Annotated in this window: 22 protein-coding genes; 10 read left to right on the top strand and 12 right to left on the bottom strand. The window is 72.6% G+C overall.

The window, feature by feature from the left end:
- The first annotated feature begins 182 nt into the window (after window positions 1-182).
- Window positions 183-527, top strand: coding sequence for a hypothetical protein (locus ACFQTY_RS09140; RefSeq protein WP_378099613.1), 345 nt, complete (start codon window positions 183-185; stop codon window positions 525-527).
- 103 nt (window positions 528-630) lie between these two features.
- Here ACFQTY_RS09140 and ACFQTY_RS09135 read toward each other — a convergent pair whose 3' ends face one another.
- The 4 genes from ACFQTY_RS09135 to ACFQTY_RS09120 form a co-directional block, all read right to left on the bottom strand.
- The gene (locus ACFQTY_RS09135; RefSeq protein WP_378099611.1) at window positions 631-1383 is read right to left on the bottom strand and encodes a hypothetical protein; all 753 of its coding nucleotides are present in this window, start codon (window positions 1381-1383) and stop codon (window positions 631-633) included.
- 65 nt (window positions 1384-1448) lie between these two features.
- Window positions 1449-2018: an RNA polymerase sigma factor gene (locus ACFQTY_RS09130; protein ID WP_378099609.1), complete on the bottom strand. Its 570-nt coding sequence runs from the start codon at window positions 2016-2018 to the stop codon at window positions 1449-1451.
- Window positions 2019-2084: 66 nt separating this feature from the next.
- Window positions 2085-2354, bottom strand: a complete 270-nt coding sequence (locus ACFQTY_RS09125; protein WP_378099607.1) for a hypothetical protein — start codon at window positions 2352-2354, stop codon at window positions 2085-2087.
- A 5-nt stretch (window positions 2355-2359) separates the two neighbouring features.
- Window positions 2360-2590, bottom strand: coding sequence for a hypothetical protein (locus tag ACFQTY_RS09120; protein WP_378099605.1), 231 nt, complete (start codon window positions 2588-2590; stop codon window positions 2360-2362).
- 211 nt (window positions 2591-2801) lie between these two features.
- On the opposite strand from ACFQTY_RS09120, the gene ACFQTY_RS09115 reads away from it, so the two are divergent.
- The 3 genes from ACFQTY_RS09115 to ACFQTY_RS09105 all read left to right on the top strand — a co-directional run bounded on the left by ACFQTY_RS09115 (window position 2802) and on the right by ACFQTY_RS09105 (window position 4538).
- Window positions 2802-3254, top strand: coding sequence for a hypothetical protein (locus ACFQTY_RS09115; RefSeq protein ID WP_378099603.1), 453 nt, complete (start codon window positions 2802-2804; stop codon window positions 3252-3254).
- 262 nt (window positions 3255-3516) lie between these two features.
- Complete coding sequence (locus ACFQTY_RS09110) at window positions 3517-4056, top strand: DUF2321 domain-containing protein (protein ID WP_378099601.1); 540 nt, start codon at window positions 3517-3519, stop codon at window positions 4054-4056.
- Window positions 4057-4187: 131 nt separating this feature from the next.
- On the top strand, window positions 4188-4538 hold the full coding sequence (locus tag ACFQTY_RS09105) for a hypothetical protein (RefSeq protein WP_378099598.1): 351 nt from the start codon (window positions 4188-4190) through the stop codon (window positions 4536-4538).
- 481 nt (window positions 4539-5019) lie between these two features.
- Here ACFQTY_RS09105 and ACFQTY_RS09100 read toward each other — a convergent pair whose 3' ends face one another.
- The 4 genes from ACFQTY_RS09100 to ACFQTY_RS09085 are packed head-to-tail and all read right to left on the bottom strand — an operon-like array spanning window position 5020 to window position 8639.
- Window positions 5020-6234, bottom strand: coding sequence for an ABC transporter permease (locus ACFQTY_RS09100; protein WP_378099596.1), 1215 nt, complete (start codon window positions 6232-6234; stop codon window positions 5020-5022).
- The gene (locus tag ACFQTY_RS09095) at window positions 6234-6917 is read right to left on the bottom strand and encodes an ABC transporter ATP-binding protein (RefSeq protein ID WP_378099594.1); all 684 of its coding nucleotides are present in this window, start codon (window positions 6915-6917) and stop codon (window positions 6234-6236) included. The genes ACFQTY_RS09100 and ACFQTY_RS09095 overlap by 1 nt, the downstream gene beginning before the upstream one ends.
- The gene (locus tag ACFQTY_RS09090; protein WP_378099592.1) at window positions 6914-8020 is read right to left on the bottom strand and encodes a peptidoglycan-binding protein; all 1107 of its coding nucleotides are present in this window, start codon (window positions 8018-8020) and stop codon (window positions 6914-6916) included. Before ACFQTY_RS09090 ends, ACFQTY_RS09095 begins: the two co-directional genes overlap by 4 nt.
- Complete coding sequence (locus ACFQTY_RS09085) at window positions 8013-8639, bottom strand: hypothetical protein (RefSeq protein ID WP_378099590.1); 627 nt, start codon at window positions 8637-8639, stop codon at window positions 8013-8015. Before ACFQTY_RS09085 ends, ACFQTY_RS09090 begins: the two co-directional genes overlap by 8 nt.
- A 140-nt stretch (window positions 8640-8779) precedes the next feature.
- On the opposite strand from ACFQTY_RS09085, the gene ACFQTY_RS09080 reads away from it, so the two are divergent.
- Window positions 8780-9430: a response regulator transcription factor gene (locus ACFQTY_RS09080; protein ID WP_378099588.1), complete on the top strand. Its 651-nt coding sequence runs from the start codon at window positions 8780-8782 to the stop codon at window positions 9428-9430.
- Window positions 9427-10599 carry an ATP-binding protein gene (locus tag ACFQTY_RS09075; RefSeq protein ID WP_378099586.1) on the top strand — a complete coding sequence of 391 codons (1173 nt, stop codon included), beginning with the start codon at window positions 9427-9429 and terminating at the stop codon, window positions 10597-10599. Before ACFQTY_RS09080 ends, ACFQTY_RS09075 begins: the two co-directional genes overlap by 4 nt.
- A 16-nt stretch (window positions 10600-10615) precedes the next feature.
- Here the strand turns inward: ACFQTY_RS09075 and ACFQTY_RS09070 are convergent, their stop codons facing one another.
- Complete coding sequence (locus tag ACFQTY_RS09070; RefSeq protein ID WP_378099584.1) at window positions 10616-11467, bottom strand: FkbM family methyltransferase; 852 nt, start codon at window positions 11465-11467, stop codon at window positions 10616-10618.
- 231 nt (window positions 11468-11698) lie between these two features.
- Here ACFQTY_RS09070 and ACFQTY_RS09065 point away from each other — a divergent pair, with 231 nt between their 5' ends.
- The 3 genes from ACFQTY_RS09065 to ACFQTY_RS09055 all read left to right on the top strand — a co-directional run bounded on the left by ACFQTY_RS09065 (window position 11699) and on the right by ACFQTY_RS09055 (window position 12957).
- Window positions 11699-12160, top strand: a complete 462-nt coding sequence (locus ACFQTY_RS09065) for a phage holin family protein (RefSeq protein ID WP_378099582.1) — start codon at window positions 11699-11701, stop codon at window positions 12158-12160.
- 90 nt (window positions 12161-12250) lie between these two features.
- The gene (locus ACFQTY_RS09060; RefSeq protein WP_291761338.1) at window positions 12251-12658 is read left to right on the top strand and encodes a phage holin family protein; all 408 of its coding nucleotides are present in this window, start codon (window positions 12251-12253) and stop codon (window positions 12656-12658) included.
- Window positions 12658-12957 carry a DUF3618 domain-containing protein gene (locus ACFQTY_RS09055; protein WP_378099580.1) on the top strand — a complete coding sequence of 100 codons (300 nt, stop codon included), beginning with the start codon at window positions 12658-12660 and terminating at the stop codon, window positions 12955-12957. The genes ACFQTY_RS09060 and ACFQTY_RS09055 overlap by 1 nt, the downstream gene beginning before the upstream one ends.
- Window positions 12958-13108: 151 nt before the next feature.
- Here ACFQTY_RS09055 and ACFQTY_RS09050 read toward each other — a convergent pair whose 3' ends face one another.
- Entirely contained in the window at window positions 13109-13315 is a 207-nt protein-coding gene (locus ACFQTY_RS09050) for a BldC family transcriptional regulator (protein ID WP_263731471.1), read from the bottom strand.
- A gap of 498 nt (window positions 13316-13813) precedes the next feature.
- On the opposite strand from ACFQTY_RS09050, the gene ACFQTY_RS09045 reads away from it, so the two are divergent.
- Entirely contained in the window at window positions 13814-14026 is a 213-nt protein-coding gene (locus ACFQTY_RS09045) for a DUF3073 domain-containing protein (RefSeq protein ID WP_263731470.1), read from the top strand.
- 117 nt (window positions 14027-14143) lie between these two features.
- Here the strand turns inward: ACFQTY_RS09045 and purM are convergent, their stop codons facing one another.
- Complete coding sequence (gene purM / locus ACFQTY_RS09040) at window positions 14144-15262, bottom strand: phosphoribosylformylglycinamidine cyclo-ligase (protein ID WP_378099577.1); 1119 nt, start codon at window positions 15260-15262, stop codon at window positions 14144-14146.
- On the bottom strand, window positions 15259-16806 hold the full coding sequence (purF, locus tag ACFQTY_RS09035; RefSeq protein WP_378099575.1) for an amidophosphoribosyltransferase: 1548 nt from the start codon (window positions 16804-16806) through the stop codon (window positions 15259-15261). Before purF ends, purM begins: the two co-directional genes overlap by 4 nt.
- Between the last annotated feature and the right edge of the window lie 11 nt (window positions 16807-16817).

Genomic DNA, 16817 nt, shown 5'->3' with positions numbered 1-16817 from the left:
TCTCGCCCCGCCCCGTTGAGGCCGGGCCATTCTTGGGCCCGGCCGATGCCCACGAGCCCGGGCCCGATGGCGGGCCCATCTCGACGTGCTTCGGCCGGCTCGGGGCAGGAGGTCACCCGAACGGCTGATCGCCCCGTCGTCGTCTCCGACCACCGTGACCGCACCCGCTAGCGTCGCGAGGCGTGACGGCGAGCCCGACCCAGGAGCGAGGCCCGCTCGCTCTTGCCTGGTTCGGGCTCGCGGGTCTCGCCGTCGCGGTCGTGTTCGCCGGCCTCGCACTGGCCGCGTGGCGCACACCTGTCATCACGTCCGAGGGCTACTGCGGGAGAGCCGTCACCTTCCACCCCGGCGCCGGGCAGCTGTCCGGCGGCGAGATGACGACGGCGGACCGCGAGGCGATCACCGCCGAGTGCCGCGCCGCGGGAGCCGCCGCCTGGGACGCCGGTCGGCGCGATGCCGCTGTCGCGCTGCTCGGGGCGGCCGTCGCAGGCACCGCCGCAGCGCTCCGGCGGCGCACGCTCGCGTAGCTCCGGGCATCTGCTCGGAAGTGGCCCACCAGCCCCAGGCGCGGGCGCGGGGATTGCGAAGTCGTGTCGACCGGCACCCGTGGTGTGGCGACATCCGTCGAGGTCAGCCGACCGCGAACTCACCGATCACCGTGGTGCCGTCGGACTCGTAGACCGGGATGGTTCGGCCGCGCCCCGAGCTGGCGCCCGCGTCGGCCGGGCTGCTCGGCTGCGGATCCTCGAGCTCGGAGGCGTAGGCGTACCCCGACCGGCCGTTCGTCGCCTCGACCGCAACCAGGTCCGGGTCGCCCTGCGGCGCGGAGCCGCTCACGCCAAAGGTCTGTCCTCGCGCGTTGACCCCCAGCCGGGTGGGCACGTGCGTGACGAGCTGAACGGTGACGATGCCCGTGAAGCCGCCCGAGGGCATCAGGAGCAGCGTGTCGACCGTGCCGTCCAGGGGGAAGTCGTACCGGCTCGCGCCCTGGCTGCCGCGGCTGACGTCTGCTGCGTCGAAGGACGCGACGGGGTTGTCACCCGCCGCGCTGGTCCCGAAGCTCAACGTGCCCGGAGCGGTCGGCGTGACCACCACCCGGGCGTGCGTCGCCGCGGAGGGCCGCGGCAGCAGCGCGATGGTCGTCCGAGAGCTGACGGTCCGGCTGACGGGGTCACCGATCAACGAGATGATCGGCGCCCCTGGGATCACCCCCGGTGGCGCGTCGACCGGCGCGCCCAGCGAGGGCGACGGCTGCCCCGACGGACGGCCGACCGCCGCCCGGTTGCTGGCCACGCCGAACGCGGCTGCCGTGGCCCCTCCCCCTGCCAGGGCACCGCTCAGCACCAGGGCGATGGCCCACGAGGTGCGGTGCCCTGCGGTCACCGGGCGAGCTCCTGCGATCAAGCCCGCACGAATCGCGGCCGACCTGTTCGCGCTGAAGACCACGCTCACGACGCATCACCTTCCGGAACCGTGCGGGCCTCGACCACCACGGCGAGACGGCGACGCAGCCGCGACAGGCGCATCTTCGCCGCCGACTCGCTGATCCTCAGGACGGCCGCTGCGTCCTTCACGCTGAACCCCTCGACTGCCGTCAGCGCGAGCAGCTGACCATCTGCCGGCCGAGCGGCGGCGAGCACCGCTCGAACTCGTCCGTCCCGGGCGGCATCCATGCCGTCGACCAGCGCAGCCGGGTCCGGCGCCAGCTCCGGGGCGGGCAGTGCGGCGAGGAACCGGCGGTAGCGACGCTGGGCGCGGGCCTCGTTACGGGCCAAGTTGTGCGCCGTGGCCAGCAGCCACGGCAGCAGCGACCCGTCGACGAACCGCACGTGCGCCCGCCGGCGCCACAGCTCCAGGAACGTCGCTGCGCTCAGGTCCTCCGCGTCCTGGGGTGCGGAGCCCAACCAGAGCAGGTGCCGGAACACCCGGTCGCGGTGCCGGTCCCACAGCACGCCGTACCCGTCGGACTCGCCGGCGACGACCAGCATCCACAGCGCCTCGTCCGCCTCGTCGCCCACACTGCATGATGTCCGCACCGTGCTCGCGGGTCACACATCACGGTCGCCCGTCGTCGACCAGTCGGCTCAGGCGACCTTGCGTGCGTATCGCTGGCGGGCCGCCTCGCCGGTCGTCCCTACCAGGGCGCCGATCGCGGACCACGACATCCCGTCATGACGGGCGCTGCGGATGGCCTCGAGCAGCTCACGTTCGGCCGCGGACCTCGCTTGCACGGCGGCGCGAAGCGCGGTGACGGCCTCACGGGTGAGCTCGTCGTCGGGGTTGGGGTCGTAGTCCTCGAACCGACCGGCGAGCTGGTCGGCGTGGGCAAGGATCTCGTCAACGGAACGGGGCATGGTCATCACCTGAGGAACTTCTCCCGGGCGCGCATGGCGTGCACAATCACCACGGCCACATCGCCCACGACGTATCCGACTTCCAGAATGGTCGCCGCCGCTGTGGCGCCGATCATCATCGTGAACCCGTCCCCAAGGTCCCAGACCCGGATCGGGTTGCGGTAGGCATGCACGATGTCGGAATCCCCGATCCCGTGCTTGCGCGCGGACGGAGCGACGATCGGACCCTCCGGCACCGTCACAAGTTAACTTGTGAGCGTGCGTCGATCAAGAGCCGGGGGTCCTGGGTCCCGAATCCGAGACGAAGTCGCGCTCGTGATCCTCTGGCCGAGCGCTTCCCACGAAGCCCGAGGGCTTCGCGACCGGAGGCCTCGAACTTCCAACGCGGTGGCACAGGACGTGACACATTCGTCGCGTCCTGACCCAAGCGGCGCGGAGAGGCGGCGCATGACGACAGCCGGTCCCGCACGCCGAGCGGTTGCCGCGACGGTCGTGGCACTGTGCCTGACCGGCTGCGCGGCTCGAAGCCCCTACGGGGTCGATCCGCCGCTGCGAGAGGCGGCCAACCGCTTCGCAGTCGCGCTGCGAGACAGCGACCAGAACGGCCTGACACAGATGGCGGCCGGCGACACCACGGCGGTCACACCCCTCGTCGCGCTGCGCGGAGGCAGATCCACGGTGCCGCTGGCCTACAGCTCGAGCGATCGAGGAATCGCCGAGGTCGAGTTCACCGTCAACTGCGGCTCGGGCACCGCCACCTTCTGGGAACGCTTCGTCTACGTCTCGGGCACGTGGAAGCCCGACCTTAGGGAGGGGCCGTCGCCGCAGGAGCCCGCCCTTGCCGCGAGCGCGCCGCCTTCCCACTTTCCGACGCCGACGCCCCAACCGGCGTGCGGGTGAAGACCCGTCCCGACGAGACACAACTCCGACGCGTCGTATCCCTGCGCCGAACGCATACCGGACGACCGATCCCTGAGCCCGGCCCGGACCACCGCCGACGCGATTCAGAACCCGGCCGTGGCCCTGGCATGGGCGGCCAGATCCAGAGCGGCGAAGGTGAAGCCGTCCGCCTCGAACAGGCCCTACCCCTCCGGCACGCCGACTCGCGACTGTGGCCGCGCCAGGGCGAAGGATGCGCCGAGCCCGGCTATCGTCCCGGAGCGTGGACGCGCTCTGGCCCGACGGCGACATCGCCGCGATGCGCAACGGTGGCTCGTACTACGAGGGCGCCGCGATCTGCCGGCGAGGGCACGTCGAGACCCCTTACATTGACCCCTCACGCGAGCGCCCCGTGATAGCTGAGAACTGCCCGGAGTGCGGCGCTCGCGTCCTCACCTCGTGTCCGTCATGTCGCCTCCGGATCCGCGGAGAGATGTTCGTACCGGGCGTCATCGGTTTCGGCGACTTCAAGCGGCCGTCGTTCTGCGACGGTTGTGGCGCCGCGTACCCATGGGCTACCCGCGCTGAGCGGATCTACGAGCTGGAGAACCTGCTCGACGAGGAGGAGATCGACGAAGCGGATCGCGTCGTCGTCCAGGGCGACCTCGCCCGCCTGCGTACGCAAGAGATGAACGCCTCGGATGAGAAGCACGCATGGGAGCGCGTGGTGGAACGCTCGGGTGCGGCGCTGTCGAGCGGTCCCGTTCAGCGTGTCCTCGAAGGCCTCGTGTCGGCCGCGATCCGGCACCAGCTCGGGATCTAGGGTCTCCGGCGCTCCAACGCGCCCTCTGTCGGCGACAGAGTTCCGGCGGGGAACGACCACTGCGCTACAGAGATCGCTGGCCAGCCTCGGCTGGCGGCGTTTCGCCTTGTCGCCTGTGGCAGCCTTCGCGAATGCCACTCACCCAAGAAGAACGCTCAGCGCAGCGCCTGCTCGTCGGACTGCTGCGCGGCGGCAACGCCACGCTCGACACGGCTGTTGGCCTGCGCATCTGGCGTGCCCAGGGGTCTGGAGAGTGGATGGCAAGCGTCGAGGAGATCTCCGAACATCTAGAGGTCTTGGGAGTACCGCATCACGTGGCGGTCGTGCGTCGCACCTACCACCGCAGACTGATGACCGGCTTCGAGATCCGCGTCGACTGGGACGACCTGGCCGCAGTACTGCGATGGGCGCCAAGCCTGCAGCGACTCATCGACGCCGTCGGCCAGCCGATGGCCGAGGAGACGCCGCCCGCCTCCGGCTAAGCCGCGCAACCTGATCGAGGAATCGCTGCCGCGAGGTCTTCTGTGAGCTCCAGCTCGGGCAGGCCGGGTCCCGGGGGCCTCGGCGTGGGCAGCGCAGCTCCGACGCGTCAGTGGGCACGTCGACCGCAACAACGCCGCGACTCTCAGGACGGAGCCGGCGCTGGAAAGAGCGCGGCGTTGGGCTCAACGTTGCGCCACGGCGCGATCCGGGCCATATCCGGGCCATTTCTTGGCTGGCACGCAACTGTGGCCAACTGCGACCATCCGGCGAAACACCTGATCAGAGCGCTGTGGGTCACAGAGAAAGAGTCCGCGACAGGCGTCGAAGTCACTGAAAATCGTGAGGTCACCGGATCGACGCCGGTCGGAGCCACTCTCGAGAACCCCCTGGTCACCAGGGGGTTCTTCTGTTTCACAGGCCGCTTCCCGCGCCGCCGCGCCCCGTCGAGACCGGGTCGTCGTCGGAGCCCGGGGGCGGTGCTCACGGTGCGCGGAGCGCATCAGCCGGAGCCAACCGCGCGGCGCGGATCGCCGGGTAGAGCCCCGCGAGCGCACCGACGACCATCGCCGCGACGAACCCGCCCAGCGGCACGTCCAGCGGCATCGTCGCCGTCGTGCCCCTGATCCTCGCGACGGTCACGGTCGCGAGGACGCCGAGGCCCGCGCCGAGAAGCCCGCCGACCGCCGACAGCAGCGCCGACTCGGTGCAGAACTGCAGGGCGATGTGCCGGCCCCGTGCGCCCAGCGCCCGACGCAGGCCGATCTCACCGCGGCGCTCGAGCACGGAGATCACCATGGTGTTCGCGATCCCGACGCCGCCGACCAGCAGGCCGATGGCGCCGAGCGCCAGGAACAGCCCCACGAACGCCGTCTTCGCGGCGATCCGGGCCACCAGGATGTCCGACGGTCGGCGGACCTGGACGGCCTCGGGCTGTGCCGGCGACGCCGTGAACGGCAGGACGGCGGCCACCGCCCCGACGTTGTCCGGGTCGACCCGCACGTAGATGCGGGTGGCCCGGCCGTCGAGGCCCAGCAGCGAGCCGGCCACGGGGAAGCTGACGAGCGCGGCGGTGTCCAGCTCGGGTGCCACGGATGCGGGAGCCATGATGCCGACGACCGCGAAGTACGTCCCGTCGAGGTACACCTGCGTGGCGGGGGTCAGCACGTCGATGCCGAGGCTGCGCGCCGCAGCGAAGCCGAGCACCGTCTCCGGGTAGCTGTCGCTCACCGCATCGAGGAAGTGCCCGTGCAGCATGGTCGTCCCGAGGCCCGACGGGAGCGACGGCTCGGCGGCGAGCACGCTGATCCCTCCGGTGTCGAGGGGCGGGATCGCGGCCGTCCGCCGCACCGTCGCGCCGGGGACCGCGCCGACGGCCGTCGTCATGAGGACCGGCGGGATGGCCCGGATCATCGGTTCGGCCGTGCTCGGCAGCGGCGAGGGGGTGCCGTTGAAGGTCTGGCCGGAGGCGACGGTCAGCAGGTTGCCCTCGGCCCCGAGCTGCGCGAGCAGGTCGGCCCGCGACGATGCCGCGATGCCGAGCACGGCGACCAGCGCCGAGATCGAGATGGCGATGCCCAGCGCCGAGAGCGCAGAGCGCAGCAGCCGCGCTCTCAGGCCGGCGGCGCCGACCCCCAGCGCGTCGGCGGCGCGGACACGGGAACGCGGTGACGCGGTGACGGTCCGGGCGGTCCTCATCACGCCGCCCCCGTGTCGTCGACGATGCGCCCGTCACGCAGGCGGACGTGCCGGTCCATCGCGGCTGCGACCTCGGCGTCGTGCGTGATGACGACGATCGTGGTGCGCTCGTCGGCGAGGCCGGCGAGGAGCGCGACGATCCCGGCGCCGGTCACCGAGTCGAGGTTGCCCGTCGGCTCGTCGGCCAGCAGGAGGGTCGGGCGGCCGACGAGGGCCCGGGCGATCGCCACGCGCTGCCGCTCTCCCCCGGACAGCTCCTGGGGCCGGTGGCTCAGCCGCTCGGCCAGCCCGACCCGTGCGAGGGCCGCCTCGGCAGCCGCGCGACGGTCCCGGCTGCCGAGCCCCCGGTAGAGCAGTCCCTGCGCGACGTTGTCGAGCACCGACAGGTGGTCGAGCAGGAAGAACTGCTGGAAGACGAACCCGATGTGCCAGGCCCGCAGGCCCGACAGCTCACCGTCCGACAGGCTCGAGGTCGACGCACCGGCGATCCGCACCACCCCGCTCGTGGGCCGCTCGAGCGTGCCGAGCACGTTGAGCGCGGTCGACTTCCCCGAGCCCGACGGCCCCGTGACCGCGACGGTCTCACCCGTGCCGAGCTGGAGGGTCACCCGGTCGAGCGCGGTGACGGCGTTCGGGGTGGGGTAGGTCTTGGTGACGTCGCACAGCTCGACGGCGACGCTCATCCGACCGGCACCTCGACCTTGTCCCCCTCGTGCAGGTCCGCGCTGGTGACCTGCACGAGCGTGGTCGCGAACAGCCCCGGGACCACGGCCACCAGGCGGCGGCCCTGTACGTCCTGGAGGTACACGCCGTACCCGCCGCCTCCGAGCGCGACCAGCGCCGAGATCGGCACCGCCAGCACACCCGTGACCGCCTGGCTGGTGATGTTCACCGTGACGGGCGTCTGGTCGAGCCCGGCGACCGCGTGCGGGTCCGCGAGCGTGACCGTGGCGGGAACGGTCACCGGCGCGTCCCGCGACGGGCCGCCGCCGCCAGGCGCAGCCGACCCGTTCGAGTCGGCCGTCGCGCTGGCGGCGGTCGAGACGGCGTCGACCCGACCGTTCGTCAGCGCTCCGGACGGCAGCGTGACGGTGACCGCGTCGCCGACGTGGACGAGGTACGACTGGACCGTCGGGACGGGCACCAGGACCTGCGACGTCGTCGAGGTGGCGGTCAGCACCGCGCTGCCCGCCCGGACGTCCCCGCCGAGCGCGGCCTGCACCGCCGCGACCCGGATGGGACCCGGCTCGTACACCACCGCACCGACGGCGACGCGTCCGTCGACGGCTTGTCCGGTGGCACGCTGCCAGCGCTCGACCGCGGCCGCGGTGGCCGTCGTGAAGTGCTGGTCGACGGTCAGGTTCGCCGCACCGGCATAGCCGAGCGCGGTGAGGTTCTCCTCGAGCTGCTGGACGTCGGGCCCGTCCGGCACGCCGACGGCGAGGTCACGCCACGACGGTCGTGCGCCGTAGAACAGGGGGACGGCGTGCCCGTCGACCTCGTACACACCCTGGCCGCGTGCGACGACGTCGCCGGGCGACGGCAGCCCTGTCACCGTCCCGCCGGCTCCCTGCCCGATCACCGCGTAGTGCCCGGCGTACCCGAGCGTGCCGCTGACCTGGGTGGTCGTCGCCAGGTCCCTCCGTGTCACGGTGGCTGTCGCGGTGGGGACCACCGTGGCGGCGGCCGCCGCCGGGCGCCCGACGTGCCCGAGGTACCAGGTTCCGGCACCTGCCAGCACGGCGACCGCCAGGGTCGCGGCGACCCACCTCGCACGCCTAGTCATGCGCGAGGGCGGTGAAGGTCGACTGGGCGACCTCCGCGTCGAGCTTGTCGCGGCACGCGGCGAACGCGCGTTGCACGGTGGGGTCGGCCTTCCCGGCTCCGGTCTGCGGCAGCTCGGCGCTCGTGAGGCCGAACCCGTGGCCCGGGGTGTACGGGGTCGCCGACGTGGGGTCGGTGACGTTCGGGAGACCGTTGGCGCGCAGGCACTGGGCGGCCGCCACGCCCGCCTGGACCAGCGCGGGCGGAGCCGGCGGCTGGTCCGTCGGCTGGAGCCCTGCGGCCGTGATGAGCGCCTCGCACGCATCCCTCAGCTGGTTCTCGATCCCCGACCGGTTCCCGGTGGCCTGATCGGCATCCGCGATGCTGCGGCTGTCGGTGTAGACGTGCCCCTCGGCATCGAGCACCGGGTCCTGGTACGCGGGCACCCCGTGCTCGCGGATGCACTGGGCCGCGGCGTGCAGCGCCGCCGCCCGAGCAGCTCCTGAGCTGCCCGCACCGTTCGAGCCGGCAGTGGACCCGCTCGCGGCGAGCGTCGGCACGCCCGGGCCGGCGGGCGACGCGGTGCACGCGGCGAGCAGGCCGATGCTCACCAGCGCGAGGGCCAGCAGTCGGGTCTTCATCGGGACCTCCGTGGATCGGGCGGGCCGGCGCGCCCCCTGTCGCGGCGGGCCGTGCAGCCAGGTCTACGGGGAGGCCGGTGACACCGCCGCTACCTGGGATGTCGCACGGATGTCATCCGTCCCGGCGCACCATGGGGCGCATGCGGGTCCTGGTGGCGGAAGACCACGTGACGTTGGCGGGACGCATCGCCGAGGGCTTGCGGGACTCCGGCATGGCCGTGGACGTGGTGCACGACGGTGGGGCCGCTCTCGACGCCGCCGGGACGGTGCCCTACGACGTGATCGTGCTGGACCGGGACCTTCCGGTGGTCCATGGCGACGTGGTGTGCCGCACGCTCGCGGCCGGCGGTCTGCCGACCCGGATCCTCATGCTCACCGCGGCCTCGGGCGTGGACGACCGGGTCGCCGGCCTGGAGCTCGGCGCCGACGACTACCTCGGCAAACCGTTCGCCTTCCACGAGCTGGTCGCGCGGATCCGCGCCCTGGGCCGACGTCAACCGTCGAGCCCGCCGATCGCGCACGTCGGCGACCTGACGGTGGACCGCGCCCGGCACCGCGCGACGCGGGGCGACCAGCCGCTCTTCCTCACGCGCAAGGAGTTCGGCGTCCTGGAGGTCCTTGCCTCCTCCGACGGCCGCGTGATCAGCGCCGAGGAGCTGCTCGAGCGAGTCTGGGACTCGACCACGGACCCGTTCAGCAACATCGTCTCGGTGACCATGACCCGGCTCCGCCGCAAGCTCGGTGACCCGCCGCTGATCGTGACCGTCACCGGCAAGGGCTACCGGATATGAGGCGCCTGCACCTGACGATCCGGGCCCGGCTCACGCTCCTGGCCACCGCACTGTCCGCCGCAGCGGGCGGCGTCGTCGTCGCGTCCACGTACGCCCTGGTCGCGAGCACCCTCCCCGCGAGCAAGACCGTCACCGCGGTCAACAGCTCACAGGCGTTCGCCGCCGCATGCCGGACGGCGCTGGCCGACGGGACCGCCGACGCCAACCTTCGCGAGAAGTGCCAGGCCGCCTTCAAGGCCGGCGTCAAGGTGGGTGCGGAGGTCCAGAGCGACACCACCCTCAGCCATTTGCTGACGTTCTCGCTGGTCACGCTCGCAACCGCGACGATCCTCACGGCGCTGGCGAGCTGGTTCGTCGTCGGCCGGGTGCTGCGCCGCATCCAGCGCATCACGGACGCCGCGCGCGCCGCCTCGGACACCAACCTGTCGGAACGGGTGGCACTGCAGGGTCCGCACGACGAGGTCTACGAGCTCGGCGACACGTTCAACGCGATGCTCGCGCGGCTCGATGCGTCCTTCACCGGCCAGCGCCGCTTCATCGCGAACGCGAGCCACGAGCTCCGCACGCCGCTGACGGTGATCAGCACCTCGGTCGACGTCGCGCTCGCCAAGCCCTCGCCCAGTGCCGCCGACCTCGGCGCGATGGCGCTCGACGTCCGCGAGGCGGCCAACCGCGCGACGGCGCTCATCGACGCCCTGCTCACGCTGGCGAGGACCGACCGCGCCCTCACCGACCGCGAGCCCGTCGACCTGGCCACGGTGGTCGAGGACGTCGTCGACTCGATCCCGCACGCGGGCGTCGACGTCGACACGTCCCTCGACCCGGCACGCACCACGGGCGACCCCGTGCTGCTCGAGCGGCTCGTCGCGAACCTCGTCGACAACGCCGTCCGCTACAACCACCCCGATGGCCGCGTCGCCATCAGCACGCGGACGGACGACGCGAGCGGCCGGGTCGTGGTGGAGGTGGCGAACTCCGGACCGGTGGTGCCGGCGACCCAGGTCGAGGGCCTGTTCGAGCCGTTCCGGCGGCTCAGCGATCGCACGGGCCCCGACGGCTTCGGGCTCGGCCTGGCCATCGTCGCCTCGATCACCTCGGCCCACTCGGGGACGCTGACGGCGGCGGCGCCCGACACCGGAGGGCTCGTGGTCACTGTCACGCTCCCGTGAGGTCACCGGACCCACGTCAGCCGCGGCGGCTGCCGTCGGGTGCGGTGTCCGCGCGGAACAGGACGTTGCGGCCGACGATGCCCGGCCGCCACGCGCCGTCCGCCCAGTGCGCCGGGGTGTAGCCGAACGTCTCGAGCCGCCCGACGACGCTGCGCGCCGAGGTGTCGAACCGCACCAGGTGCCGGTCCTCGAGCTCGAGCAGCAGGTGCGGGCGGAAGGTGGCCAGCGTCGTGCTGCCGCCGGCGAGCAGCCGCTCCTCGGCGCCCTCGACGTCGGCCTTGACCAGGTCGAGTCGTGCCAGCGCGAGCCGCGCGGCGACGGCGTCGAGGGTGTCGACCTCCACGGGAAGGCTGCGGTGCCGGCTGAACTCGGCGTTGGAGCCGAGCCCGTGCGTGCCGTCGGACAGGAACGCGCGGCCGTGGACCCGCATCCCGCGTCGGCTCGGCAGCGACAGGTGCCCACGTCCCGGTTCGGCACCGAGGGCGAGCTGATGGACCGTGACGTGGGACGCACCGACCAGGCGCTTGGCCAGTCTGAGCACGCGGGTCAGGTCGGGTTGGGGCTCGATGGCGTGCACGGCACCCGCGCGGCCGACGAGGTGCGCGAGGGTCCAGGTGTACAGCCCGAACTCGGCGCCGACGTCCACGCAGACGGCTCCGGGGCCGACCAGCTGGGCCAGGCCGAGCACCTCGTCCTCCACGAACGGCGCCCGGCGGGCGCCGGCACCGAGCGCGGCCGCCACGGCGGCGAGCCGTCTCGGCCGGCGAGGCGCCCGGCTGCCGTCCGGCGGCTCAGGCTCGGCACCGACGCCGGGTGCGGTCGAGGTGGCGCCCGCGGGCTGGTCGGGGGCAGGGCTCGGAGTCGGCATGGCTCGATCCTGCGAGCCGTGCGGTGGCGCGGGCATCAGGCTCCGACCCTGAACGGACCCTGGTTGCGCCCTGGAAACCCCTGAGGGGAGGGCGCCCAGAGCCCCGCTGCACGTCCGTGCACCACGTCACCCCTCGTCAGCGCCGTGTCGGGGCCGATCGTCCCGGTGACAGGGTGACCGTCCTCCTACGCTGGACCAAGCCACCGCCGCCTATCCACCGAGGACGTCATCGTGACCTCCGCCCCGCAGCCCGAGCACCACGGCCTGTTCGACCGCCTCGCCCACCGGCTCGCCGGCCGGACCACCGAGCCGATCGCCGACCGGGCCAAGGAGCGGATCGGTCGGATGGAGGACCGGGTCCGTTCGTCCGTGATGGCGGAGCTCGACGCGGTGAGCCGGTCCGTCCGGGCCCGTGCCGTGCAGGTGCGACCGTCCGCGATCGCCTTCGCCGTGGCGGCCGTCCTGACGGTCCTCGCACTGGCACTCATGGTCGGCTCGGCCGTCGTCGGACTGGCGCACGTGCTGCCGCTGTGGCTGGCGCTGCTGATCGTCGGCGTCGCCCTGCTCCTGCTCGCGGCCGGCGCCGCCGCCTGGGGTCGCAACCACCTGCCGCCGGGGCCCGTGCTGGGAGTCCCGCCGGCGCCCATGCCGACGCACCCGGCGGAGGAGCTGGTGCACCCCTGGGCGGACTGACACCCCCGTCCGGACGCCGAAGGACTCGCGTGCCGGGCCGCTGACCAGCAGACTGAGGTCGCAGGACGCGGACGGACGAAGGGTCGGGTCATGGTCACGCAGACGTCGGTACCGGGCGACACGAGGTCGCTCGGTCAGCTGGTGAGCGACCTGTCGGAGCAGGCCGGTCGCCTGGTCCGCGCGGAGATCGACCTGGCGAAGGCCGAGCTCGCCGAGAAGGCGAAGCAGGCCGGCATCGGCGGCGGGCTGCTGATCGCCGCGGGGTTCCTGGCGTTCTACGGCGTCGGCGCCGCGATCGCGACCGCGATCATCGGCCTGTCCAACGCCGTGGCGCCGTGGCTCGCGGCGCTGATCATCACCGTGGCGATCTTCCTGGTGGTCGGCGTGCTGGCCCTGGTCGGCGTCCGGCGCCTGAAGCGGGGCATGCCGCCGACCCCGGAGCACGCGATGGAGAACGTCCAGCAGGACGTGGCAGCCGTCAAGGAGGGCCTGCACTGATGAGCGACTCGAGCGCAACACCGAAGCTGGGCACGTCCGAGCGCATGAAGGCGCTGGAAGCGGAGCTCGAGCTCACGCGCGGGGAGCTCGCGGCGACGGTGGACGAGCTGGCCGACCGGCTGAACCCCAAGACGCAGGCTGAGCGAGCCGTCGCGGAGGGCAAGCGGCTGGTGGCCGACGCGACGGATCCCTCGGCAGCACCTGAGGCGCGCAAGCGGGCGCGGGTGGTGCTGGGGGTCGCCGGTGCGGTGGCGGCGCTGCTGGTGACCGGCGTGGTGCGGCGGATCGCTCGGCACTGAGGTCACTCGGCACCGAGGTCACTCGGCGCTCAGGCCGCCTCGTGCCGGTGGCGGTGCGGTCGGCACGACCTGCTCCTGCCGGCTCTGGCCGGAGCGGCGGTGGCGCGCACCTCGATGGACGCCGGACCTCGTCCGGCGTCCCGTACAGGTCTCAGTCGACCTGGCGCTGCTGCGGCAGGCCGTCGAGCAGGCCCCGCACCTCGGACTCGCGGTAGCGGCGGTGGCCGCCCAGGGTCCGGATGGACGAGAGCTTGCCGGCCTTCGCCCACCGCGTCACGGTCTTGGGGTCGACGCGAAACAGGCTCGCGACCTCCGACGGCGTGAGCAGTGTCTCGGGGTCGACGTGGTTGGACGACATCCTGGACGTACCTCCTGACGGACCTGGGACTGAGCCTGCAGGTCGCTCCCCCTCTTGCCTCACACGTCCAGCATGGACGTATGCCTCAGATGCCGCACTTCGTACGGGGCCACTTTGCCACCCATATGGGTGACACAGCTGTGACATCAGTCACCGCTGGGCTGACCGCCGCACGGAAGTCCTCGTCAGAGTGCCAGAGAGGGACGAACTACCCGACTCGCCGCCAACGGTACATCCGGCGATGGGCCGCCTATACCGCACCATGCCGGACTTGTGGCGCAGTTCACCACAAGTCGTATGCGACCTTCGTCACACTCGGGGACGGAGGTCCTGGCCGCCTGCGGCTGCGGTCCGGCTCCGGTCCAGGGCGCCGGGGCTCGGTGGTCGGAATGCTCACGGACCATGTAGCGTTGCCCTGCGAACAGACGAAACAGCACCCCGGGGCCGCACGTGTGAGCACGGAGCCGCCCCGCTTCCACGTTAGAGGGGGTCGATGCCATGGGGCGCGGCCGTCAGAAGGCTAAGCAGACGAAGGTGGCCCGGGAGCTGAAGTACTTCAGCCCGGACACCAACTACAGGGCTCTCGAGCAGGAGCTCTCGTCGCGTGGCCACAACGATCTCGTCACCGAGACCCGTCCCCCGGTGAGCGAGGAGACCAACCCTTCGTGGAAGAGCTGGTCCTCGGACGACGAGGACGACGACGACCGCTGAGCGGTCGTCGTTCGGTGTCCGGCCCGCACCGCCTGAGCGGCGGGCGAGCTGCCGGTACCGCTCTCCGCTGGCGAGGCGACCCTGGGGTCAGGCCGTGACCCGCCGGCGCCGCGTTCCTCAGACGCGGTAGCTGCCCGACATCAGCACGGCGCCGCCCTGCACGCCCTTGGTGCCGCTGACCAGGTCCGGCGTCCCGGGCACGTCGCGCTCCGGGTCGAACGGCCGGATGCTGCCCAGCTCCCACGCGGACAACCCGAGCTCGCCGGCGTGCTGCAGCACACCGGCGGCGGCCTCCGGCGCGACGACGGCGACCATGCCGACCCCCAGGTTCAGGGTCGACTCGAGGTCGTTCCACGGCACCCCGCCGAGGCGCTGCACCAGGGAGAACACCGGCGGCAGCTGCCAGCCGGCGCGGGACACCTCGGCCACGGAGCCGGTCGGCAGCACCCGGGCCAGGTTGGCGGCGAGCCCTCCGCCGGTGACGTGGCTGAACGCGTGCATCCCGCCCGCGGCACGCTCCGTCAGCGCCAGGCAGTCGGCGGCGTAGACGCGGGTCGGCTCGAGGAGCTCCTCACCGACGGTGCGGCCCAGCTCGTCGACGTACCGGTCGAACCGCCAGCCGGACACCTCGATGACCCGGCGCACCAGCGAGTACCCGTTGGAGTGCAGCCCGCTGGACCCGAGGGCGACCAGCACGTCTCCGGACTCGACCCGGTGCGGACCCAGCAAGCCGTCCGCCTCGACCACACCGGTCGCGGCGCCGGCCACGTCGTACTCGTCGGGCGCCAGCAGGCCCGGGTGCTCGGCCGTCTCACCACCGACCAGTGCCGTGCCGGCCACCTGGCAGGCGGCCGCGATGCCGCGGACGATGTCGGCGATCCGCTCCGGGACCACCTTGCCGCAGGCGATGTAGTCGGTCATGAACAGGGGCTTCGCACCGACCACGGCGATGTCGTCGACCACCATGCCGACCAGGTCGAAGCCGATGGTGTCGTGCCGGTCGAGGGCCTGGGCGACGGCCACCTTGGTGCCCACGCCGTCGGTCGACGTGGCCAGCAGGGGCCGGCGGTAGCCGAGCAGCGCCGACGCGTCGAACAGGCCGGCGAAGCCACCGACGCCACCGACCACCTCCGCACCCTGCGTGGCCCGCACCGCCTCGCGCATCAGCTCGACGGCCTTGTCACCGGCGTGCACGTCGACGCCGGCCTCCGCGTAGGTGACCTTGTGCTCGGTCACGGGTGCTCCAGGGCTCCGGCCGCGCCGGCGCTGGGGATGAGGGTGACCAGGCCGTCCTCCGGGGAGCCGAGGGGCAGCTGCTGCTGGTCGACCAGGTTCTTGGCGAGCCGGTCGTCCGGCGGCAGCGGGATCGGGTACTTCCCGGTGAAGCAGGCGGTGCACAGCTGGCCGACCGGCTGCTCGGTCGCCTCGACGAGACCCTCGATGGAGATGTAGCCGAGCGAGTCGGCGCCCAGGGACGCGGCGATCTCCTCGACGGCCAGGCCGTTGGCGATCAGCTCGGCGCGCGACGCGAAGTCGATGCCGTAGAAGCAGGGCCACTTCACCGGTGGGGAGCTGATCCGCACGTGCACCTCGGCGGCACCGGCCTCCCGGAGCATGCGGATCAGGGCGCGCTGGGTGTTTCCGCGGACGATCGAGTCGTCGACGACGACCAGCCGCTTGCCGCGGATCACCTCGCGCAGCGGGTTGAGCTTGAGCCGGATGCCGAGCTGGCGCAGCGTCTGCGACGGCTGGATGAACGTGCGGCCGACGTAGGCGTTCTTGGTCAGCCCCTGACCGAACGGGATGCCCGACTGCTGCGCGTAGCCGACCGCGGCGGGAGTGCCGGACTCCGGCACCGGGATGACGAGGTCCGCCTCGACCGGGTGCTCGACCGCGAGCCGTCGGCCCATGTCCACGCGCGAGGCGTGCACCGAGCGGCCGGCGATGGTCGTGTCCGGACGGGCGAGGTACACGTACTCGAAGATGCAGCCGGCACGGTCCGGCGTCGCGAACCGGCTGCTGCGCAGCCCGTCGGCGTCGATCGCCAGGAACTCGCCGGGCTCGACCTCGCGGACGTAGGACGCGCCGACGATGTCGAGCGCCGGCGTCTCGGAGGCGACCACCCAGCCGCGCTCGAGGCGGCCCAGCACCAGCGGCCGGACGCCCTGCGGGTCACGGGCGGCGTAGAGGGTGGTCTCGTCCATGAAGACGAGGCTGAACGCGCCCCGCAGGCGGGGCAGCACCTCGAGCGCCGTCGCCTCGAGGGTGTGGTCCGGGTCGCCGGCCAGCAGGGCCGTCACCAGAGCGGTGTCGGTGGTGTTGCCGCGGGCGAGCTCGCCACGGCGCTTGCTGCCGTACCGCTCGGCGACCAGCTCGATCAGCTCGGCGGTGTTCGTCAGGTTGCCGTTGTGGCCGAGGGCGACGGTGCCGCCGGCGGTGGCGCCGAGCGTGGGCTGCGCGTTCTCCCAGGTGGAGGCGCCCGTCGTCGAGTAGCGGGTGTGCCCGATGGCGATGTGCCCGGTCAGCGCGTTGAGCGCCGTCTCGTCGAACACCTGGGACACCAGGCCCATGTCCTTGTAGACCAGCAGGTGCCGGCCGTCGCTGGTCGCGATGCCCGCCGACTCCTGGCCGCGGTGCTGCAGGGCGTACAGGCCGAAGTAGGTGAGCTTGGCGACCTCCTCGCCAGGAGCCCAGACACCGAAGACCCCGCAGGCGTCCTGCGGGCCCTTCTCGTTCGGCAGCAGGTCGTGGGACAAGCGTCCGTCCGCGCGGGGGGCCACGCGACCATGGT

It is taken from the genome of Cellulomonas sp. T2.31MG-18 (assembly GCF_964266755.1).
Classification (GTDB): Bacteria; Actinomycetota; Actinomycetes; order Actinomycetales; family Cellulomonadaceae; genus Cellulomonas.
Note: the sequence above shows the minus strand (reverse complement) of the source record. Positions and strands in the feature narration are given on the sequence as shown.